The organism is Cupriavidus sp. JZ107 (assembly GCF_053903255.1).
This window is the reverse complement of the sequence record NZ_CP096481.1, coordinates 2,045,212-2,064,994: the sequence shown is the minus strand read 5'-3', so window position 1 is coordinate 2,064,994 and position 19,783 is coordinate 2,045,212. Positions and strand designations below refer to the sequence as shown.

General features: G+C 66.4%; 19 protein-coding genes and 1 tRNA gene. 17 read left to right on the top strand and 3 right to left on the bottom strand.

Annotation, left to right across the window (positions count from 1 at the left end; all coding sequences use genetic code 11):
- The first annotated feature begins 234 nt into the window (after nucleotides 1–234).
- The 5 genes from M1D55_RS18800 (at nucleotide 235) to M1D55_RS18780 (ending at nucleotide 4,924) form a co-directional block, all read left to right on the top strand.
- Nucleotides 235–1,020: an SDR family oxidoreductase gene (locus M1D55_RS18800; RefSeq protein ID WP_006578585.1), complete on the top strand. Its 786-nt coding sequence runs from the start codon at nucleotides 235–237 to the stop codon at nucleotides 1,018–1,020.
- Between the two features lie 384 nt (nucleotides 1,021–1,404).
- Nucleotides 1,405–2,010, top strand: coding sequence for a TRAP transporter small permease (locus M1D55_RS18795; RefSeq protein WP_456281534.1), 606 nt, complete (start codon nucleotides 1,405–1,407; stop codon nucleotides 2,008–2,010).
- Nucleotides 2,007–3,311 (top strand): TRAP transporter large permease, encoded by a 1,305-nt coding sequence (locus M1D55_RS18790; protein ID WP_170265977.1) that lies wholly within the window; start codon nucleotides 2,007–2,009, stop codon nucleotides 3,309–3,311. Before M1D55_RS18795 ends, M1D55_RS18790 begins: the two co-directional genes overlap by 4 nt.
- Nucleotides 3,312–3,393: 82 nt before the next feature.
- A complete protein-coding gene (locus M1D55_RS18785) occupies nucleotides 3,394–4,422 on the top strand; it encodes a DctP family TRAP transporter solute-binding subunit (protein ID WP_456281533.1) in 1,029 nt (342 codons plus the stop codon).
- A gap of 100 nt (nucleotides 4,423–4,522) precedes the next feature.
- On the top strand, nucleotides 4,523–4,924 hold the full coding sequence (locus tag M1D55_RS18780) for an acyl-CoA thioesterase (protein WP_456281532.1): 402 nt from the start codon (nucleotides 4,523–4,525) through the stop codon (nucleotides 4,922–4,924).
- A gap of 43 nt (nucleotides 4,925–4,967) precedes the next feature.
- On the opposite strand, the gene M1D55_RS18775 is transcribed toward M1D55_RS18780, so the two are convergent.
- Nucleotides 4,968–5,513: a PAS and helix-turn-helix domain-containing protein gene (locus tag M1D55_RS18775; protein WP_006575476.1), complete on the bottom strand. Its 546-nt coding sequence runs from the start codon at nucleotides 5,511–5,513 to the stop codon at nucleotides 4,968–4,970.
- 173 nt (nucleotides 5,514–5,686) lie between these two features.
- Here M1D55_RS18775 and M1D55_RS18770 point away from each other — a divergent pair, with 173 nt between their 5' ends.
- Both M1D55_RS18770 and M1D55_RS18765 read left to right on the top strand, forming a co-directional pair.
- Nucleotides 5,687–6,388: a CoA transferase subunit A gene (locus tag M1D55_RS18770; protein WP_023265007.1), complete on the top strand. Its 702-nt coding sequence runs from the start codon at nucleotides 5,687–5,689 to the stop codon at nucleotides 6,386–6,388.
- Nucleotides 6,389–6,406: 18 nt separating this feature from the next.
- Nucleotides 6,407–7,045: a CoA transferase subunit B gene (locus M1D55_RS18765; protein WP_006575475.1), complete on the top strand. Its 639-nt coding sequence runs from the start codon at nucleotides 6,407–6,409 to the stop codon at nucleotides 7,043–7,045.
- A gap of 106 nt (nucleotides 7,046–7,151) precedes the next feature.
- On the opposite strand, the gene M1D55_RS18760 is transcribed toward M1D55_RS18765, so the two are convergent.
- Both M1D55_RS18760 and M1D55_RS18755 read right to left on the bottom strand, forming a co-directional pair.
- On the bottom strand, nucleotides 7,152–7,652 hold the full coding sequence (locus M1D55_RS18760) for a DUF411 domain-containing protein (protein WP_456281531.1): 501 nt from the start codon (nucleotides 7,650–7,652) through the stop codon (nucleotides 7,152–7,154).
- Nucleotides 7,653–7,672: 20 nt separating this feature from the next.
- Nucleotides 7,673–8,449, bottom strand: coding sequence for a 3-hydroxybutyrate dehydrogenase (locus tag M1D55_RS18755; RefSeq protein WP_006575473.1), 777 nt, complete (start codon nucleotides 8,447–8,449; stop codon nucleotides 7,673–7,675).
- 205 nt (nucleotides 8,450–8,654) lie between these two features.
- Here M1D55_RS18755 and M1D55_RS18750 point away from each other — a divergent pair, with 205 nt between their 5' ends.
- The 10 genes from M1D55_RS18750 to pheT all read left to right on the top strand — a co-directional run bounded on the left by M1D55_RS18750 (nucleotide 8,655) and on the right by pheT (nucleotide 19,717).
- Entirely contained in the window at nucleotides 8,655–9,545 is an 891-nt protein-coding gene (locus M1D55_RS18750; protein WP_006575472.1) for an alpha/beta fold hydrolase, read from the top strand.
- A 53-nt stretch (nucleotides 9,546–9,598) separates the two neighbouring features.
- On the top strand, nucleotides 9,599–9,961 hold the full coding sequence (locus tag M1D55_RS18745; RefSeq protein WP_456281530.1) for a RidA family protein: 363 nt from the start codon (nucleotides 9,599–9,601) through the stop codon (nucleotides 9,959–9,961).
- Between the two features lie 101 nt (nucleotides 9,962–10,062).
- A complete protein-coding gene (locus tag M1D55_RS18740; protein WP_456281529.1) occupies nucleotides 10,063–12,291 on the top strand; it encodes a RelA/SpoT family protein in 2,229 nt (742 codons plus the stop codon).
- Between the two features lie 21 nt (nucleotides 12,292–12,312).
- Nucleotides 12,313–12,389, top strand: a tRNA-Val gene (locus tag M1D55_RS18735).
- Between the two features lie 331 nt (nucleotides 12,390–12,720).
- Nucleotides 12,721–14,628: a threonine--tRNA ligase gene (gene thrS, locus M1D55_RS18730; protein WP_232206916.1), complete on the top strand. Its 1,908-nt coding sequence runs from the start codon at nucleotides 12,721–12,723 to the stop codon at nucleotides 14,626–14,628.
- A gap of 41 nt (nucleotides 14,629–14,669) precedes the next feature.
- On the top strand, nucleotides 14,670–15,191 hold the full coding sequence (gene infC / locus M1D55_RS18725; protein WP_082371427.1) for a translation initiation factor IF-3: 522 nt from the start codon (nucleotides 14,670–14,672) through the stop codon (nucleotides 15,189–15,191).
- A gap of 160 nt (nucleotides 15,192–15,351) precedes the next feature.
- Nucleotides 15,352–15,549 carry a 50S ribosomal protein L35 gene (gene rpmI, locus M1D55_RS18720; protein WP_006575466.1) on the top strand — a complete coding sequence of 66 codons (198 nt, stop codon included), beginning with the start codon at nucleotides 15,352–15,354 and terminating at the stop codon, nucleotides 15,547–15,549.
- 28 nt (nucleotides 15,550–15,577) lie between these two features.
- A complete protein-coding gene (gene rplT / locus M1D55_RS18715) occupies nucleotides 15,578–15,934 on the top strand; it encodes a 50S ribosomal protein L20 (protein WP_006575465.1) in 357 nt (118 codons plus the stop codon).
- A 177-nt stretch (nucleotides 15,935–16,111) separates the two neighbouring features.
- On the top strand, nucleotides 16,112–17,149 hold the full coding sequence (gene pheS, locus M1D55_RS18710; RefSeq protein WP_172682488.1) for a phenylalanine--tRNA ligase subunit alpha: 1,038 nt from the start codon (nucleotides 16,112–16,114) through the stop codon (nucleotides 17,147–17,149).
- Between the two features lie 120 nt (nucleotides 17,150–17,269).
- A complete protein-coding gene (pheT, locus tag M1D55_RS18705) occupies nucleotides 17,270–19,717 on the top strand; it encodes a phenylalanine--tRNA ligase subunit beta (protein ID WP_456281528.1) in 2,448 nt (815 codons plus the stop codon).
- Nucleotides 19,718–19,783 lie beyond the last annotated feature (66 nt).

Below are 19,783 nucleotides of genomic sequence, written 5' to 3'. Positions count from 1 at the left end.
TCGCGACGGATCGGCGAACGGTTTTTTGCCCGCGCGCTTCTGCCTCGCTGTTTCCTTTTTGTGCCCGAGTTCTTAGAATCTCCGGCATTGTCCGGGACTCGACACCCACAGGCAAGCAATTTTTTGGAACGATCGTTCGTTTTTTAATATACTGCCCGCGTTCCCGTCAAACGAGGGCAGCCATCGAACGCGATCTCCGGCAAGGCCGGGACGCGTTCCACTGCAGAGGTCCATATGGGTTTGTCGATCAATCTGGAAGGCAAGGTCGCGATGGTGACCGGTGCGTCGAGCGGGCTGGGCATGCGCTTCGCGCAGGTGCTGTCGGCCGCGGGCGCCAAGGTCGTGCTGGCCTCCCGCCGCGCCGAGCGGCTCAAGGAACTGCGGGCGGCAATCGAGGCCGATGGCGGCAGCGCCCATGTGGTGCGGCTCGACGTGACCGATCCGGACAGCATTCGCGCCGCGGTGGCGCATGCCGAGACCGAGGCGGGCGCGATCGATATCGTCGTCAACAACTCGGGCGTGTCGACCACGCAGCGGCTGACCGATGTCACCGCCGAGGACTTCGACTTCGTCTTCGACACCAATACCCGTGGCGCCTTCTTTGTCGCGCAGGAGGTTGCCAAGCGGATGATCGCGCGGTCCAAGGGCGCCGAGCGCAACGGCACGCCGCTGCCGCAGTCGCGCATCATCAATATCGCCTCGGTGGCCGGCCTGAAGGTGCTGTCGCAGATCGGTGTCTACTGCATGAGCAAGGCCGCGGTGGTCCACATGACCAAGGCGATGGCGCTGGAGTGGGCCCGCTATGGCATCAACGTCAATGCGATCTGCCCCGGCTATATCGACACCGATATCAACCACCATCATTGGGACACCGATGCCGGCCAGAAGCTGATCCAGCTGCTGCCACGCAAGCGGCTCGGCAAGCCCGAAGACCTCGACGGCCTGTTGCTGCTGCTGGCTTCGGACCAGTCGCAGTTCATCAACGGCGCCGTGATCACCGCCGACGACGGTATGGTATAAAGCCGGCCACGCGCGCCGCCGATATCGGCTTCATCAGCGAGTCGGCGCGCGATCCACGGCGATCGCCTGTGCCCGCCGCCCGCCAGAAGCGGGGCGGGCCTTCCAGCCCGGGGCTTATCCGGTCCCCTCGGGCGCCACGGCCGACGCCTGGCCACCTGCATGCCGCTGCCATTGCCTAGGGTATTGGAGGTGTCCGCCCATCGCCAGTGTGGGCATAATTCGCTGGTGCCGATTCCGTAAGCCTTTAATTAGCCGCGCCCCGCGGTCACGCGGCAGCGGCGTCGGCCAGAAAAGAACGCATTCACAAAAGTACGCCGCCAAGGCGTCATGCAGCAGCTGCCGCGGTCCAGCAGGGCACGGCAGACCGGACCGGAGGCCGGGGAGATGGAGCAGCAAGAGCAGGCACGGCGCGACGCCGCGCCACAGCACGCGGTCGATTCGGCCTTGATCACCGAACCCGTGGACCAGGCAGCGGATGCCGAATTCCGCATCAGCCCCCGCATCGAAGACTGGATCGGCATCGTCGTGATGATGCTGCTGGTGGTCATCACCTTCGCCAACGTCGTCGTGCGCTATCTGACCGACGAATCGTTCGCCTGGACCGAGGAGTTCTCGGTGTTCCTGATGATCGTGCTGGCGCTGGTCGGCGGCAGCGCCGCGGTCGCGCGGGACCGGCACATCCGCATCGAATTCTTCTTCGAGCGCGGCAGCGTGGCGCGGCAGCATCGGCTGGCCGTGGTGTCGGCACTGGCGGTGGCGATCATGTTCGTCGCGCTGGCGGTGCTCGGCGCGCGTATCACCTGGGATGAATACACGTACGGCGAGACCTCGCCCGGCATCGGCGTGCCCAGCTGGTGGTACTCGGTCTGGCTGCCGCTGCTGTCGGCCTGCATCGCGCTGCGTGCGCTGGCGCTGGCCGGCCGCAACCTGCGCGCATTGAAGGCGCTGCACGCGCAGCGCCGGCAGGACGGCGGGGAGCGCCAGCCATGACGCTGATCGCCATCGTGCTGTTTGCCGTCTTCATCGTGCTGATGCTGCTCGGCGTGCCGATCGGCGTCGCGCTGGGCCTGGGCGGCCTCGCGGCGATCGGGCTGTCCAATCTGGACACGCAGATGTTCGGCCTGCTGGCGGTGCCGCAGAACTTCTACGCGGGCCTGGCCAAGTATCCGCTGCTGGCGATTCCGATGTTCGTGCTGGTCGGCTCGATCTTCGACCGCTCCGGCGTCGCGCAGCGGCTGGTCACGCTGGCGATCGCGGTGGTCGGGCGCGGCCCTGGCATGCTGCCGCTGGTGGCGATCCTGGTGGCGATGTTCCTCGGCGGTATTTCGGGCTCGGGTCCGGCCAACGCCGCGGCGGTGGGCGGCGTGATGATCGCCGCGATGTCGCGTGCCGGCTATCCGGGCTCGTTCAGCGCCGCCGTGGTCGGCGCGGCCGCCGCCACCGACATCCTGATTCCGCCGTCGGTCGCCTTCATCGTCTACAGCGTGCTGGTGCCCGGCGCGTCGGTGCCGGCGCTGTTCGCCGCGGGCATGATTCCCGGCGTGCTGGCCGGCATCGCGCTGATCGTGCCGGCGGTCTGGCTGGCCCGCAAGCACCGGATGGGCGCGGCCGAGGCCTCGCTGCCGCGGCCGCCGTTCTGGCGCAGCCTGCGCGAGGCGGCCTGGGGCCTGTTCGCCCCGGTGCTGATCCTCGGCGGCATGCGCGCGGGCTGGTTCACGCCGACCGAGGCCGCGGTGGTGGCGGTGGTCTACGGCCTGTTCGTCGGCATGGTGGTCTACCGCTCGATCGGCCTGCGCGACCTGTACGTGATCTTCCGCGAGGCCGCCGAGACGTCGTCGGTGATCCTGCTGGTGGTGGCGCTGGCCGGCATCTTCGCCTATGCGCTGTCGACGCTGGGCGTGATCGACCCGCTCGCGCAGGCGATCGCCAATTCGGGCGTTGGTGAATACGGCGTGCTGGCGCTGATCGTGCTGCTGCTGATCACGGTCGGCATGTTCCTCGACGGCATCTCGATCTTCCTGATCTTCGTGCCGCTGCTGCTGCCGATCGCCAATGCGTTCAACTGGGACCCGGTGTGGTTCGGCGTGGTGCTGACGCTGAAGGTGGCGCTGGGCCAGTTCACGCCGCCGCTCGCGGTGAACCTGATGGTATCTTGCCGGATCGCCCGCGTGCGGATGGAGGAGACCGTGCCCTGGGTGGTGTGGATGCTGCTGGCGATGTTCGGCGCGATGCTGCTGGTGCTGGCGTTCCCGCCGCTGGCGACCTGGCTGCCGGCGCGACTCGGCTATTGAGGTCCGGGGTGCGTGTCCCCCGGCCCCGTATTTCTGCTTGATCTACAGTCCAAATAACGATTCCCGAGAGGAGAACTGACTCATGAAACGCCGTGTCCTGATGCTGTCGATGGCCGCCACTATCGCCGCCGCCGCGCTCGCGCCCGCCGGTGCGATGGCGCAGACCTACAAGTCCGAATACAAGATGTCGCTGGTGCTTGGCCCGGCCTTCCCGTGGGGCAAGGGCGGCGAGATCTGGGCCGACCTGGTCCGCCAGCGCACCAACGGCCGCATCAATATCAAGCTGTATCCGGGCACCTCGCTGGTGGCCGGCGACCAGACCCGCGAGTTCTCGGCGATCCGCCAGGGCGTGATCGACATGGCGATCGGCTCGACCATCAACTGGTCGCCGCAGGTGCGCGAGCTGAACCTGTTCTCGCTGCCGTTCCTGATGCCCGACTACAAGGCGCTCGACGCGCTGACGCAGGGCGACGTCGGCAAGCATCTGTTCACCACGCTCGAGAAGGCCGGCGTGGTGCCGCTGGCCTGGGGCGAGAACGGCTTCCGCGAGGTGTCGAACTCCAAGCGCGAAATCCGCAAGCCCGAGGACCTGAAGGGCCTGAAGCTGCGGGTCGTCGGCTCGCCGCTGTATATCGACACGTTCAACGCGCTGGGCGCCAATCCGACCCAGATGAGCTGGGCCGACGCGCAGCCGGCGATGGCCTCGGGCGCGGTCGACGGCCAGGAGAACCCGCAGTCGGTGTTCGCCGCCGCCAAGCTGTACACGGTCGGCCAGAAATTCGTGACGACCTGGGGCTATGTCGCCGACCCGCTGATCTTCGTCGTCAACAAGCAGATCTGGGAAAGCTGGACGCCGGCCGACCGCGAGATCGTCAGGCAGGCCGCGATCGATGCCGGCAAGCAGGAAGTCGCGCTGGCCCGCAAGGGCCTGGCCGAGCCGGGCGCGCCGGCCTGGAAGGAGATGGAGGCGCACGGCGTCAAGGTCACGCACCTGAGCCCCGCCGAGCACGATGCCTTCCGCAAGGCGACCGCCAAGGTCTACGACAAGTGGAAGAAGCAGATCGGCGCCGACCTGGTCGGCAAGGCCGAGGCGGCCATCGCCAAGCGCTGATCTGTGCGAGAGCCGGACGGCAGCCGTTCCCGCGCCTGCGAGCGCGCGAACGTCCGTCCGGCCTGATCCGGAACCACACGGCAATCCCGAACCACACGCGATGAAACACGTCTTCACGCTGCGCATGCCGATCCGCTGGGGCGACATGGACGCGATGGGCCATGTCAACAACACCGTCTATTTCCGCTACCTGGAGCAGGCGCGCATCTCGTGGTTCGAATCGTTGGGCTGCAACGGCCGCGACGAGAACGGCCAGGGCCCGGTGATCATCAACGCCCATATGAATTTCCGGCGCCAGCTGCGCTATCCGGGCGACATCGAATGCCGCGTCTACGCCGGCGAACTGGGCCGCAGCAGCTTCGAGACGCGGGCGGAGATCCGCCGCTGCGACGACGCGGACACGGTGTTCGCCGATGGCGGTGCCAAGGTGGTCTGGTGCGACTACGAGGCCGAGAAATCGGTGCCGCTGCCGGCGGCGATCCGGACGCTGCTGGAGAGCTGAGCGTTTTCTCTCCCTCTCCCGTCTGCGGGAGAAGGGAGCGACCTCAATGATTGACCAGCCGCTGCACCAGGTCCACCGCGGTATGCGCCCCGTATTTCTTCATCAGCCGCGCCCGGTAGATATCGACGGTGCGCGGGCTGATCGATAGCGACTTGCCGATCTGCTTGCTGGTCTTGCCCTCGACCAGCTGGGCCGCGATATCGCGCTCGCGCGCCGTCAGCTGCGCGGTCACAGGACGCTTCTGCGACAGGTCCTCGAAGCTCCAGATGCCGGCCCCCAGCGGCTGCTGCCGGTCCAGCGCGCGGCCGGTGACATGGCACCAGAACAATTCCCCGTTGGCCCGCTTCATGATCCGTTCGTCGGAATAGAGCCCGCGCGCGTTCATGATCGGCACGATGCGGGCGCCGGTGCGCTCGAATTCGTCGGCGGTCGGATACAGTACCTGGAACGACTGGCCGATCAGCGCCTCCCGCGTCGTGCCGAAGATGCGGCAGACCTCGTCGTTGCAGTCCTCGATCCTGCGCTCGCGCGACAGCACGAGGCCGACCGGCGCCAGCTGGAAGGCGGTCTGATAGTCGATGGCAGGCATTGTCCTTATGTATTTCTACGTACTGGCGTCCGCTGCGGGGCTTGCGTATCCTTTGGAGCGCTGTCGACGGCCGGCGCGCGGGTCCCGCCCGGCGCGGCCGTAGCGATTGTAACGTTACCCGCGAGCGGCGTCGCCGCCTCGTCCGGGAACATCATCGAGGAAGGAGAGACGATATGAACAAGGTCTACGCCAGCGCCGCCGAGGCGCTTGCCGGCGTGGTCCGCGATGGACAGACCATCGCGGTCGGCGGCTTCGGCCTGTGCGGCATCCCGGAAGCCCTGATCGCGGCATTGCGCGACAGCGGCGCGAAAGGGCTGACCTGCATCTCGAACAATGCCGGCGTCGACGGCTTCGGCCTGGGCCTGCTGCTGGCCACGCGGCAGATCCGCAAGATGATCTCGTCGTATGTCGGCGAGAACAAGGAATTCGAGCGCCAGTACCTGGCCGGCGAACTCGAGCTCGAATTCACGCCGCAGGGCACGCTGGCCGAGAAGCTGCGCGCCGGCGGCGCCGGCATCCCGGCCTTCTTCACGAAGACCGGTGTCGGCACCATCGTCGCCGAGGGCAAGGAGATCCGCGAATTCGACGGCGAGCAATACGTGATGGAGCGCTCCCTGACTGCCGACGTCGCGCTGGTCAAGGCGTACAAGGCCGACAAGGCCGGCAACCTGATCTACCGCCGCACCGCGCGCAACTTCAATCCGATGTGCGCGATGGCGGGCAAGGTCACCGTCGCCGAGGTCGAGCAGATCGTCGAGATCGGCGAGCTCGATCCGGACGAGGTCCACACCCCGGGCATCTTCGTGCAGCGCATCGTGCTGAACGCCCATCCCGAAAAACGCATCGAGCAGCGCACCGTGCGTGCCGCGGCCTGACGATCAAGGAGACAGATCATGGCATGGACCCGTGACGAAATGGCGGCGCGCGCCGCGCGCGAGCTGCAGGACGGCTTCTATGTGAACCTCGGCATCGGCCTGCCGACGCTGGTGGCCAACCATGTGCCGCCGGGCGTCGAGGTCTGGCTGCAGTCCGAGAACGGCCTGCTGGGCATCGGCCCGTTCCCGACCGAGGAAGAGGTCGACGCCGACATGATCAATGCCGGCAAGCAGACCGTGACCACGCTGCCGGGCTCGTCGATCTTCTCGTCGGCCGACTCGTTCGCGATGATCCGCGGCGGCCATATCAACCTGGCCATCCTGGGCGCGATGCAGGTCAGCCAGAAGGGCGACCTGGCCAACTGGATGATCCCCGGCAAGATGGTCAAGGGCATGGGCGGCGCGATGGACCTGGTGGCCGGCGTCGGCCGCGTGGTGGTGCTGATGGAACATACCGCCAAGAAGAAGGACGGCAGCGAGGACCTGAAGATCCTGGAGGCCTGCACGCTGCCGCTGACCGGCGTGGGCGTGGTCGACCAGATCATCACCGACCTGGGCGTGATGGATGTCACGCCGCAAGGTCTGAAGCTGGTCGAGACCGCACCGGGCGTCAGCCGCGAGGAGATCCAGAGCAAGACCGGCGTGCCGCTGCTGTAAGGCGGGCGCGGTCGCCTGGCGCAACGTAAAACCCCGCCTCGATGGAGGCGGGGTTTTTTATTGGCCAGGGCGCCGGTCAGCGCCGCTCACCGCCGCTCACCGCCGGTCAGCGCGCCACGGCGGAAGCGGGATAGCGCGCGAAAACCGACGCGCCGCCGTCGGCCCGCACCAGCAGCACCGAATACGGATCGACACGCGATCCCTGCTCCATGCCGGGCGAGCCGACCGGCATGCCGGGCACGGCAAGGCCGACCGCCTTCGGTTTGCCTGCCAGCAGCTTGCGAATCTCGGCGGCCGGCACATGGCCCTCGATCGCATAGCCGGCGACGACGCCGGTATGGCAGGAGCCGAAGCGCTCCGGCATGCCCAGGCGCGCGCGGTGCACGCCGGTGTCCTCGACGTCGTGCACCTTGACCTCGAAGCCATGCTCGCGCAGATGCGCGACCCAGCCATCGCAGCAACCGCACAGCGGGCTCTTGTAGACCTCGATCGGGGTGCCGGTGGCCGAGGCCTTCGCCGGCGGGGTTGCGGCCCGGGCCAGCGGCAGCAGGCCGGCCGACAGCGTAGCGCCTGCAAGCAGGCCCTTCAGGACTTCTCTTCGCTTCATCGTCTTTGCTGAGCGCGCCATCACTGCGCGACCCAGCCTCCATCCATGTTCCAGATTGCGCCGCGCACCTGGCGCGCGGCGTCGCTTGCCAGGAAGACCGCCAGCGCGCCGAGCTCGTCGGGCGTGACGAACTGCCCCGAGGGCTGCTTCTCCAGCACCAGCTCGCGCTTGGCCTGCTCGACGGGAATGCCCTCGCGCTCGGCGCGGGCCTCGACCTGCTTCTGCACCAGCGGCGTCAGCACCCAGCCCGGGCAGATCGCATTCGCGGTGACGCCGGTCTGCGCGGTTTCCAGCGCGGTGACCTTGGTCAGGCCGACGATGCCGTGCTTGGCGGCGACATAGGCCGACTTCTGCGCCGAGGCGACCAGCCCGTGCGTCGACGCGACATTGATCACGCGGCCCCAGTCCTTGCGCTTCATGCCGGGCAGCGCCAGCCGCGTGGTGTGGAAGGCCGAGGTCAGGTTGATCGCGATGATCGCGTCCCAGCGCTCGATCGGGAAATCCTCGATATTGGCCACATGCTGGATGCCGGCGTTATTGACCAGGATATCGACGCCGCCGAATTCGCTGTCGGCATAGCGCATCATGTCCTCGATCTCGGCGGCCTTGCTCATGTCCGCGCCGTGATAGCCGACGCGGATGCCGCTGCCCGCCTGCTCGATCTGGCGCTTGGCGCCGTCCACATCGCCGAAACCGTTGACGATCAGATGCGCGCCCTGCGCGGCCAGCGCCTGGGCGATGCCCAGACCGATTCCGCTGGTCGAACCGGTCACCAGCGCCGTCTTGCCCTTCAGCATATGAGCCTCCGTGGAGAAATGGGGTGGCAATGCGCCGTGCCGCCGCGGCACGGCCGTCGTTGCTGTCGCATTGTAGCGCTGGCGTACAATCGGGCTTTGCCCAGCCGGCGCCGCCCCGCGGCGCCATGCGCGACGCTTACGTGTCGCGGTGTTCGACGCGCGCCATTGCCGCGCCTTATTCGCGTTCCTCGCGCAGGGAGTCAAGATGTCAGCCAGTCCGCGCCTCGGCTTCGTGCAGTGCATCAGCCCCGCTGGCCTGCACCGCATGGCGTACCACGAGTGGGGTGACCCAAGCAATCCGCGCGTGCTGATGTGCGTGCACGGCCTGACCCGCACCGGCCGCGATTTCGACGAGACCGCGCGCGCGTTCAGCGGCGAATATCGCGTGGTCTGTCCCGACGTGGTCGGCCGCGGGCGTTCCGACTGGCTCGCCGATCCGCGCCGCTACATCGTGCCGCAGTACGTCTCCGACATGGTGACGCTGATCGCGCGGCTGAACGTCGAGCAGGTGGACTGGTTCGGTACCTCGATGGGCGGGTTGATCGGCATGGGGCTGGCCGCGTTGCCGAAGAGCCCGGTGCGCAAGCTGCTGCTGAACGACGTCGGCCCGCGCATCGCCGCCTCGGCGCTCGAGCGCATCGGCTCGTATCTGGGACTGCCGGTCCGCTTCAAGACCTTCGAGGAGGGCCTCGCGTATCTGCAGACGATCAGCGCGTCGTTCGGCCGCCATACGCCGGAGCAGTGGCGCGAATTGAACGGCGCGATCCTCAAGCCGGTGCAGGGCGCGGAAGGGCTGGAATGGGGTCTGCACTACGATCCGGCGCTCGCGGTACCGTTCCGTGAAACCACGCCCGAGATGGCCGCGGCCGGCGAGGCGACGATGTGGCGCATGTTCGAGGCGATTCCAGTGCCGGTGCTGGTGGTGCGCGGCGCGCAGTCGGACCTGCTGACGCGCGAGACCGTCGCCGAGATGGTCGCGCGCGGCAAGCAGGTGCGTTCGGTCGAGGTGCCGGACGTGGGCCATGCGCCGACCTTCGTCGATCCGGCACAGATCGCGATTGCGCGAGAATTCTTCATCGGCGCGGCAGGGGCCTGAGCCCCTTGCCGCGCCAGTCAACCCAGAGCAGCGCAGGCTGCCTTCATAGAACGATGAGCACGACCGAACTGAAACGCGCCCATGTGGGCAAACGCCTTTCCGAATATGCCGTCTACAACGGCGTGGCCTACGTGGCCGGCCAGGTGCCCGAGGTCGATCCCGACGCCGATATCCGCGGTCAGACCCGCGAGGTGCTCGGCCATATCGACCGTCTGCTGGCCGAGGCCGGCAGCGACAAGACGCGCATCCTGTCGTGCCAGATCTTCCTGACCGACATCGCCGATATCGGCGCGATGAACGAGGTCTGGGACGAATGGGTGCCGCAGGGCAATACGCCGCCGCGCGCGACGGTCGAAGCGAAGCTGGCCAATCCGAAGTATCGGATCGAAGTGGTGGTCACCGCGGCGCTGAATTGAGCCGGAACGCGTATTGGTTCGAATGGCGTTGAAGGTGCGTTGAGGGTGCGTTGAGGGTGCATTGAAGGTAGGTTGAAAGGTGCAGCAGGGGAAGTGGTGACATGGTGACGTCCACCGACGCGGCCGGGCAGATTGCCGGTACGCCGGACGCGGGCCTGGTCGAGCAGGCGCTGGCGTACGCGCGCGAGCATGGCCAGGCGGTAGCGCTGCCCACCGGCGAGAGCGTGCTGTCGCATGCCGAGGGGATGCTGCGCATTCTGGACGGCCTGCGCATCGACGACGCTGCGCGTGCTGCGGCGTGCCTGTTCCCGGTGGCGGCCTTCGTGCCGGAGACCGAAGCGGAGATCCCCGAGCGCTTCGGCGACGAGGTCGCCCGCCTGGTCAAGGACGTGCGTCAGCTGCTGCGCATCGGCGCGATCGCGGTCAATCGCGGCGATACCGTCGAGGCGCCGTCCTCGCGCAACGAGGCGCAGGCGCGTCACGAGCAGGTCGAGGCGCTGCGCAAGATGCTGCTGGCCTTCGCGCAGGACATCCGCGTCGTCCTGGTGCGACTGGCCTCGCGGCTGCAGACGCTGCGTTGGCTGGCGCAGACCAAGAACGCGCCGCTGCCCGGCGTGGCGCGGGAAACGCTGGACATCTACGCGCCGCTGGCCAACCGGCTCGGCATCTGGCAGATGAAGTGGGAGCTGGAAGACCTGGCCTTCCGCTTCGAGCAGCCGGACACCTACAAGCGCATCGCGCGCCTTCTTGATGAAAAGCGCATCGAGCGCGAGGGCTACATCGCGCAGGCGATCGGGCGGCTGCAGCGCGATCTGGCCGCGGCCGGCATCCGCGCCGAGGTCAGCGGCCGGCCCAAGCACATCTACAGCATCTGGAAAAAGATGCGAGGCAAGGATCTCGACTTTGCCGATCTGTACGATGTGCGAGCCTTCCGCGTGATCGTCGACGACATCAAGGACTGCTACGCGGTGCTCGGCATCGTGCACCACGTCTGGCAGCCGATTCCGCGCGAGTTCGACGACTACATCTCGCGTCCCAAGGCCAACGGCTACAAGTCGCTGCATACGGTGGTGATCGGCGACGATGGGCGCGCCTTCGAGGTGCAGATCCGCACCCACGAGATGCACCACTTCGCCGAGTACGGCGTGGCCGCGCACTGGCGCTACAAGGAGGCCGGCGGCAAGGGCTACAGCGGGCAGTTCGCCGCCAACGAGAGCTACGACGAGAAGATCGCCTGGCTGCGGCAGTTGCTGGCGTGGAAGGACGATGCCGACCACACGGTGGCGCACGACGAATCGCCGTGGGAGCAGCTCAAGCACGCGGCGATCGACGACCATATCTACGTGCTGACGCCGCAGGCGCGGGTGGTGGCCCTGCCGCAGGGCGCGACGCCGGTCGACTTCGCCTACTACCTGCATACCGACCTCGGCCATCGCTGCCGCGGCGCGCGCGTGGACGGCGCGATGGTGCCGCTGAACACGCCGCTGAAGAACGGCCAGACGGTCGAGATCGTCGCGGTCAAGCAGGGCGGCCCGTCGCGCGACTGGCTCAATGCGGACCTCGGCTACCTGGCCAGCTCGCGGGCGCGCGCCAAGGTGCGCGCGTGGTTCAACGCGCTCGATTCGCAGGAAACCATCGCGCAGGGCCGCGTGCTGATCGACAAGACGCTGCAGCGCGAGGGCAAGACCGCGGTCAATCTGGACGTGCTGGCGACGCGGCTGGGCTTCAAGACGCCGGATGAGCTGTATGCGGCGGTGGCCAAGGAGGAATTCAGCCTGCGCCACGTCGAGCAGGCGCTGCGCCATCCCGAGGGCGAGGGCGCGCCGCAGGTCAGCGAGGAAGAGGCGGTCACCAAGAAGAGCCGCGCCACCAGCGTGGCGCGCGGCGCCAAGAGCGGCGTGCTGGTGGTCGGCGTCGATTCGCTGATGACGCAGATGTCGCGCTGCTGCAAGCCGGCGCCGCCCGACGATATCGTCGGCTTCGTCACGCGCGGACGCGGCGTGTCGATCCACCGGCGCCAGTGCCATACGTTCCAGCAGCTGGCCGCGCGCGCGCCAGAGCGGATCATCCAGACCGAGTGGGGCAAGAAGAGCGACGCGGTCTATCCGGTCACGATCCACGTCGAGGCGATCGACCGCCAGGGGCTGCTGCGCGACATCTCCGAGGTGCTGTCGCGGGAGAAGATCAACGTCACCGGGGTCAAGACGCTGAGCAGCAAGGGCGTGGCCCGGATGCAGTTCACCGCCGAGGTGGCGGAGGCTACCCAGCTGCAGCGCGCGCTCGGTCTGATCGAAGAGGTGTCCGGGGTGTTGCAGGCTCAAAGAAAGTGATGCTATACTTGCGGCTTCGCTAGGCTCGTAGCTCAGCTGGTTAGAGCACCACCTTGACATGGTGGGGGTCGTTGGTTCGAGTCCAATCGAGCCTACCAACGAATTGCAGTACCGAAGACAGCAGTACCCAGTACATTTCACCGAAGGACATCCAGACGCCATGGTTATGACACCGCGAACTACTACCGCTGACAAGCGACAGTAGGTCGAGGTGCGTCTTCGTCCCAGGTCGCCCGGTACATCGGGCCGATCGATTGGGTGAAATTATGAAAAACGCGGCCTTGGCCGCGTTTTTTTTTTCGCCTGTCGCCTGCCAGCACCCTGATAAGCTGCCGGTCGCCCGGTCCCATGCGGGGCGGCCAGTCGAGAACTATTCATCCGCCCCGAAGCGACGATCGTTGCCGGCGGATTCCCTGTAAGAGGTCAAAGATGATCGCAATCACGCTGCCGGATGGCTCCCGCCGCGAGTTCCCCGAACCGGTCACGGTCGCCCAGGTCGCGCAGAGCATCGGTGCCGGCCTGGCCAAGGCCGCGCTGGCCGGCAAGGTCGACGGCAACCTGGTCGATACCAGCTACCTGATCGATCGCGATGCCTCGCTGGCCATCGTCACGGACAAGGATCCGGAGGGCGTCGAGGTCATTCGCCACTCGACGGCCCACCTGCTGGCCTATGCGGTCAAGTCGCTGTATCCCGACGCGCAGGTCACGATCGGTCCGGTGATCGAGAACGGCTTCTACTACGACTTCGCCTACAAGCGCCCCTTCACGCCGGAGGATCTGGCAGCCATCGAGAAAAAGATGGTGGAGCTGGCGAAGAAGGACGAGAAGGTGTCGCGCGAGGTTTGGAGCCGCGACGAGGCGGTCAAGCTGTTCGAATCGATGGGCGAGAAGTACAAGGCCGAGATCATCGCGTCGATTCCGGCCGGCGAGGAAATTGGCCTGTATCGCGAGGGCGAGTTCGTCGACCTGTGCCGCGGCCCGCACGTGCCGTCCACGGGCAAGCTGAAGGTCTTCAAGCTGATGAAGGTGGCCGGCGCGTACTGGCGCGGCGATGCCAACAACGAGATGCTGCAGCGGATCTACGGAACGGCCTGGGCCCGCAAGGAAGACCAGGACGCCTACCTGCACATGCTCGAGGAAGCCGAGAAGCGGGACCACCGCAAGCTGGGCAAGCTGCTGGACCTGTTCCACCTGCAGGAAGAGGCGCCCGGCATGGTGTTCTGGCACCCGAAGGGCTGGCAGATCTGGCAGGCGGTCGAGCAATACATGCGCGGCCGGCTGACGGAGGCCGGCTACAGCGAAGTACGCACGCCGCAGGTGATGGACCGTTCGCTGTGGGAGAAGTCCGGCCACTGGCAGAACTACAAGGAAAACATGTTCGTCACGGAGTCGGAGAAGCGCGACTACGCGATCAAGCCGATGAACTGCCCGGGTCATGTGCAGATCTTCAACCACGGCCTGCGCTCGTATCGCGACCTGCCGCTGCGGCTGGCCGAGTTCGGTTCCTGCCACCGCAACGAGCCGTCCGGCGCGCTGCACGGCCTGATGCGCGTGCGCGGCTTCGTGCAGGACGATGCCCACATCTTCTGCACGGAAGAGCAGATCGTCGCCGAGGCCAAGGCCTTCAACGACCTGGCGTTCTCGGTCTACGACGACTTCGGCTTCAAGGACGTCGCCGTCAAGCTGTCGCTTCGTCCCGAGCAGCGTGCCGGTTCGGACGCGGTCTGGGATCACGCCGAGGAAGGGCTGCGGATGGCGCTGCGCGCCTGTGGTGTGCAGTGGGAGGAACTGCCGGGCGAGGGCGCCTTCTACGGTCCGAAAGTCGAATACCACATCAAGGACGCGATCGGCCGGTCGTGGCAGTGCGGCACGCTGCAGCTGGATCTGGTGCTGCCGGAGCGGCTGGATGCCGAGTTCGTCTCCGAGGACAACTCGCGCAAGCGGCCGGTGATGCTGCACCGGGCGATCCTGGGCTCGTTCGAGCGCTTCCTGGGCATCCTGCTGGAGAACCACGCCGGCGCGCTGCCGGCCTGGCTGGCCCCGGAGCAGGTCGTGGTGATGAATATTGCGGATTCGCAGGCGGAATATGCGGAAAACGTCGTGCAACTGCTGCAAAAACAAGGGTTTAGGGCCAAGGCGGATTTGCGTAACGAGAAAATTACGTATAAAATCCGCGAGCACTCGCTCCAGAAGGTGCCGTACCTGATCGTGGTCGGCGACAAGGAGCGGGACGCCAATCAAGTGGCCGTGCGTGCCCGTGGCAACGTGGATCTGGGTGTGATGCCCGTCTCCGCGTTCGTGGAGCGTCTGAACAACGACGTCGCCACCAAAGCCTGATGGGAGCACGGCTTGTTTTTTTCTTCTTGAGGTAACGGAACATCGCTACGGACAAAGGTCATCGCATCAACCGCGAGATCAGCGCGCCCGAAGTGCGCCTGGTAGGGGTTGATAACGAGCAGCTGGGCATCGTCAAATTCATGGACGCACTGCGCCAGGCGGAAGACAAGGACTTGGATCTGGTGGAGATCGCGCCCAACGCGTCTCCTCCCGTGGTTCGCATCATGGACTACGGCAAGTTCAAGTACGAGGAAGCCAAGCGCGCCCACGAGGCCAAGCTGAAGCAGAAGATCATCCAGGTCAAGGAAGTCAAATTCCGCCCGGGCACGGATGATGGCGACTACAACGTCAAGCTGCGCAATCTGAAGCGATTCCTGGAAGACGGCGACAAGACCAAGATCACGTTGCGTTTCCGTGGTCGCGAGATGGCCCACCAGGAAATCGGCGCGCGCATGCTCGAGCGGCTCAAGAGCGATCTGGAGGAGTTCGGCCAGGTCGAGCAGATGCCGAAGATGGAAGGCCGCCAGATGGTCATGGTGCTGGCGCCCAAGAAGAAAAAGTAAGCGGGTTTTGCGTGGCGTGCGGGCGCCGGTTGTGCGTCCGGACGACACGCGAACACAGCGCGGGCCGCTCGCGGCGCCGTGCAAAACAAGTGGATGCGGGTCTTGCAAGCGTCGGCGTCAGCCGTCCACCTGCATGCATGTCATAGAGCTGGAGTTTTTCATGCCGAAGATGAAGACCAAGAAAAGCGCTTCCAAGCGCTTTACTGCGCGTCCGAACGGTTCGTTCAAGCGTGGCCAGGCCTTCAAGCGTCACATCCTGACGAAGAAGACCACCAAGAACAAGCGTCAACTGCGTGGCACTCAGGACGTCCATGAGACGAACCTGAAGTCCGTTCGCGCGATGATGCCCTACGCCTAACCCCTGACGAAAACGAAAGGAGAGTTTCATGCCTCGAGTCAAACGTGGGGTCACCGCACGGGCCCGCCACAAGAAAGTCATTGACGCTGCCAAGGGTTACCGCGGCCGTCGCAATAATGTCTATCGCATCGCCAAGCAGGCGGTCATGCGTGCTGGCCAGTACGCATACCGCGATCGTCGCAACAAGAAGCGCGTGTTCCGCGCCCTCTGGATTGCACGTATCAACGCGGCGACGCGTGAGCATGGCATGACCTACAGCGTGTTCATGAACGGTCTGAAGAAGGCCTCGATTGAGCTGGACCGCAAGGTGCTGTCGGACATGGCGATTCACGACAAGCCTGCCTTTGCCGCCATCGTCAACCAGGTGAAAGCCGCCGTTGCCTGATGCCGGTTCCGGTCGCGCAAGCGACCGGGCGCATGCACCGACCGCAAGGTCGAAAGCGGCCTCCGCCAAGGGGCCGCCGAAACGGGGCTCCGAATCGAGTCCCGTTTTTTTTTGCCGGTCCCGCCGCGTGCGGGACCCAGAGCCATACACCATTCATCGCCGACCACCGCCATGTCACTGGATCCGGACCAAATCGTCGCCGACGCGCAGGCCGCCTTCGCCGCCGCCAACGACAACGCCACGCTGGAAAACGAGAAAGCGCGCTTTCTCGGCAAGACCGGCGCGCTGACCGAGCTGCTCAAGGGCCTAGGCAAACTGGACCCGGAGGCCCGCAAGGAGCAGGGCGCCCGCATCAACCAGGCCAAGCAGCAGGTCGAGGCCGCGCTGCAGGCGCGCCGCCAGGCGCTGGCCGACGCCCTGATGAACGCGCGGCTGGCGGCCGAGGCGATCGATGTCACGCTGCCCGGACGCGCCGTCGCGCGCGGCAGCCTGCATCCGGTGATGCGCACCTGGGAGCGCGTCGAGCAGATCTTCGGATCGATCGGCTTCGATGTCGCCGACGGTCCCGAGATCGAGACCGACTGGATGAATTTCACGGCATTGAACAACCCGGACAACCACCCGGCGCGTTCGATGCAGGACACGTTCTACGTCGACGGCCGCGACAGCGAAGACAAGCTGCTGCTGTTGCGCACGCATACCAGCCCGATGCAGGTCCGCTATGCGCGCATGCACGTCGAGAAGTACCGCGGCAAGGCGATGCCGCCGATCAAGGTGATCTGCCCGGGCCGCACCTATCGCGTCGACAGCGACGCGACCCATTCGCCGATGTTCAACCAGGTCGAAGGCCTGTGGATCGGCGAGAACGTCAGCTTCGCCGACCTGAAGGGCGTCTATACCGATTTCCTGCGCAAGTTCTTCGAGCGCGACGATATCCAGGTGCGCTTCCGTCCGTCGTACTTTCCGTTCACCGAGCCGTCGGCCGAGATCGACATGGCCTTCGAGGAGGGCAAGAATGCGGGCCGCTGGCTGGAGATCTCCGGCTCGGGCCAGGTGCACCCGAACGTCATGCGCAACATGGGGCTGGACCCCGAGCGCTATATCGGCTTCGCGTTCGGCTCGGGGCTGGAGCGGCTGACGATGCTGCGCTATGGCATCAATGACCTGCGCCTGTTCTTCGAAGGCGACGTGCGTTTCCTGCGCCAGTTTGCGTGAAGGCCCGGGCGCGTGATTTCACCGCGCCTTGCCTGCCAGCCCGAACGGCCGTAGCGTCATCGTCGAACCCTGGCGGCGCCGTGCCGCCGCCCACAGCATACCCACCGGATCAGTAGCGCCATGCAATTCTCGGAATCCTGGCTTCGTACCTTCGTCAATCCCGACAACCTGACCACCGACGCGCTTTCGCACCGCCTGACCATGGCCGGGCTGGAAGTCGAGGAGGTCGGGCCGGTCGCGCCGCCGTTCGACAAGATCGTGGTCGCCCGCGTGCTCGCCACCGAGCGCCATCCGAACGCCGACCGCCTCAACGTCTGCCAGGTCGACGCCGGCACCGGCGAGACCCTGCAGATCGTTTGCGGCGCGCCGAACGTCAAGCCCGGCATCCTGGCGCCGTGCGCACTGGTGGGCGCCGTGCTGCCGCCGACCGAAGCCGGCGGCAAGCCGTTCGAGATCAAGGTCGGCAAGCTGCGTGGCGTCGAAAGCTACGGCATGCTGTGCTCGGCGCGCGAACTGAAGCTGTCCGAGGACCACGAAGGGCTGCTGATCCTGCCCGACGATGCGCCGGTCGGCGAGAACATCCGCCGCTACCTGGACCTCGACGACCAGGTCTTCGTGATCAAGCTGACGCCGAACAAGGCCGATTGCCTGTCGATCCACGGCGTCGCGCGCGAGGTCGCCGCACTGACCGGCGCGCCGCTGACGCTGCCGGCGATGGAACCGGTCGCGGTCACCATCGATGACCGGCTGCCGGTCAAGATTTCCGCGCCCGACCTGTGCGGCCGCTTCAGCGGCCGCGTGATCCGCGGCGTCAACGCCAGGGCCGCGACGCCGGCATGGATGGTGCAGCGGCTCGAGCGCGCCGGCCAGCGCAGCATCTCGGCGCTGGTCGACATCTCGAACTACGTGATGCTCGAACTTGGCCGTCCGTCGCACGTGTTCGATCTCGACAAGTTCCACGGTGGCCTTGACGTGCGTTGGGGCCGCAAGGGCGAGCAGTTGAAGCTGCTGAACGGCAATACCGTCGAGGTCGACGAGACCGTCGGCGTGATCGCCGACGACAAGGAAATCGAGAGCCTGGCCGGCATCATGGGCGGCGACAGCACCGCCGTGACGCTGGACACGACGAACATCTATCTGGAAGCCGCGTTCTGGTGGCCGCAGGCGATCCAGGGCCGCGCGCGCCGCTACAACTTCTCGACCGATGCCGCGCATCGCTTCGAGCGCGGCGTCGACTATGCGACCACGGTCGAGCATATCGAGCGCATCACCGCACTGATCCTGCAGATCTGCGGCGGCCAGGCCGGCCCGGTCGACGATCAGGCGGTCAATCTGCCGCAGCGACCGCCGGTGCGGCTGCGCGTCGCGCGCGCCGAACGCGTGCTCGGCATCGCGCTGAACCCCGCAGACATCGCCGACGTGTTTCAGCGGCTGGGCCTGCCGTTCGCGCAGAACGAGGGCGCCGAAGGGACCGTGTTCGAGGTCACGCCGCCGAGCTATCGCTTCGATCTGGAAATCGAAGAGGATCTGATCGAGGAAGTCGCTCGCATCTACGGCTTCGAGCGGATTCCGGCCCGGCCGCCGGTCGCCGAGAGCGAGATGCGCCCGACCGGCGAGGCACGCCGCTCGACCCATGCGGTGCGCCATGCCGTCGCCGCCCGCGACTATCACGAGGTGATCAACTTCGCCTTCGTCGAGGAGAAGTGGGAGCGCGATTTCGCCGCCAACGACAACCCGATCCGCCTGCTGAACCCGATCGCCAGCCAGCTCGCCGTGATGCGCTCGACGCTGATCGGCGGCCTGCTCGACAAGGTTCGCTACAACCTGAACCGCAAGGCCGCACGCGTGCGCCTGTTCGAAGTCGGCCGCGTGTTCCTGCGCAACGCCGCTACCACCGATGGCGGCCTGACGGTCGCAGGCTACGATCAGCCGATGCGCGTCGCCGGCATCGCCTACGGCCCGGCCTTCGAAGAACAGTGGGGCGTGCCGACGCGGCCGGTCGATTTCTTTGACATCAAGGGCGATGTCGAAGCGCTGCTGCATCCGCGCCAGGCGCGCTTCGAACCGGTCTCGCATCCCGCGCTGCATCCGGGCCGCGCCGCCACGGTGCTGCTCGACGGCAAACCGGTCGGCGTCATCGGCGAGCTGCATCCGCAGTGGCTGCAGGCATACGAGCTGAGCAACGCGCCGGTGCTGTTCGAACTCGACTTGGACGCGGTGCGCGACATCGGCTTGCCCGGCTATGCCGAGATCTCGAAGTTCCCGGCCGCCGTGCGCGACTTGGCGCTGGTAGTCAAGCAGACGGTGCGTGTGCAGGATCTCACGGATGCGATGCGCGCCGCGCTCGACAAGCAGGGTTTCGGACGCTATCTGCAGAGCCTCGTGCTGTTCGACGAGTTCCGCCCGAAGGCCGCTTCCGCGGCCATCGGCGCGGACGAGAAAAGCCTTGCCTTCCGCTTGACCTTGCAAGATACTGGGGCGACCCTCCAGGACGAGACCGTCGACAGCGCCGTGCGCTGCATGGTCGAAGCCGCCACCGCCGCCTTCGGCGCCCGGCTGCGCGGCTAGCCACAGCCCGAACCCTGAATGGGCCGCCCGGGCACCCGCATCCGGGCGGCAGACTGACGAGATGAA

What these genes read in the sequence shown, in the direction of transcription:
- M1D55_RS18800 (WP_006578585.1), top strand. Translation starts at nt 235, where the DNA reads ATGGGTTTGTCGATCAATCTGGAAGGCAAGGTCGCGATGGTGACCGGT.
- M1D55_RS18795 (WP_456281534.1), top strand. Translation starts at nt 1,405, where the DNA reads ATGGAGCAGCAAGAGCAGGCACGGCGCGACGCCGCGCCACAGCACGCG.
- M1D55_RS18790 (WP_170265977.1), top strand. Translation starts at nt 2,007, where the DNA reads ATGACGCTGATCGCCATCGTGCTGTTTGCCGTCTTCATCGTGCTGATG.
- M1D55_RS18785 (WP_456281533.1), top strand. Translation starts at nt 3,394, where the DNA reads ATGAAACGCCGTGTCCTGATGCTGTCGATGGCCGCCACTATCGCCGCC.
- M1D55_RS18780 (WP_456281532.1), top strand. Translation starts at nt 4,523, where the DNA reads ATGAAACACGTCTTCACGCTGCGCATGCCGATCCGCTGGGGCGACATG.
- M1D55_RS18775 (WP_006575476.1), bottom strand. Translation starts at nt 5,513, where the DNA reads ATGCCTGCCATCGACTATCAGACCGCCTTCCAGCTGGCGCCGGTCGGC.
- M1D55_RS18770 (WP_023265007.1), top strand. Translation starts at nt 5,687, where the DNA reads ATGAACAAGGTCTACGCCAGCGCCGCCGAGGCGCTTGCCGGCGTGGTC.
- M1D55_RS18765 (WP_006575475.1), top strand. Translation starts at nt 6,407, where the DNA reads ATGGCATGGACCCGTGACGAAATGGCGGCGCGCGCCGCGCGCGAGCTG.
- M1D55_RS18760 (WP_456281531.1), bottom strand. Translation starts at nt 7,652, where the DNA reads ATGAAGCGAAGAGAAGTCCTGAAGGGCCTGCTTGCAGGCGCTACGCTG.
- M1D55_RS18755 (WP_006575473.1), bottom strand. Translation starts at nt 8,449, where the DNA reads ATGCTGAAGGGCAAGACGGCGCTGGTGACCGGTTCGACCAGCGGAATC.
- M1D55_RS18750 (WP_006575472.1), top strand. Translation starts at nt 8,655, where the DNA reads ATGTCAGCCAGTCCGCGCCTCGGCTTCGTGCAGTGCATCAGCCCCGCT.
- M1D55_RS18745 (WP_456281530.1), top strand. Translation starts at nt 9,599, where the DNA reads ATGAGCACGACCGAACTGAAACGCGCCCATGTGGGCAAACGCCTTTCC.
- M1D55_RS18740 (WP_456281529.1), top strand. Translation starts at nt 10,063, where the DNA reads ATGGTGACGTCCACCGACGCGGCCGGGCAGATTGCCGGTACGCCGGAC.
- thrS (WP_232206916.1), top strand. Translation starts at nt 12,721, where the DNA reads ATGATCGCAATCACGCTGCCGGATGGCTCCCGCCGCGAGTTCCCCGAA.
- rpmI (WP_006575466.1), top strand. Translation starts at nt 15,352, where the DNA reads ATGCCGAAGATGAAGACCAAGAAAAGCGCTTCCAAGCGCTTTACTGCG.
- rplT (WP_006575465.1), top strand. Translation starts at nt 15,578, where the DNA reads ATGCCTCGAGTCAAACGTGGGGTCACCGCACGGGCCCGCCACAAGAAA.
- pheT (WP_456281528.1), top strand. Translation starts at nt 17,270, where the DNA reads ATGCAATTCTCGGAATCCTGGCTTCGTACCTTCGTCAATCCCGACAAC.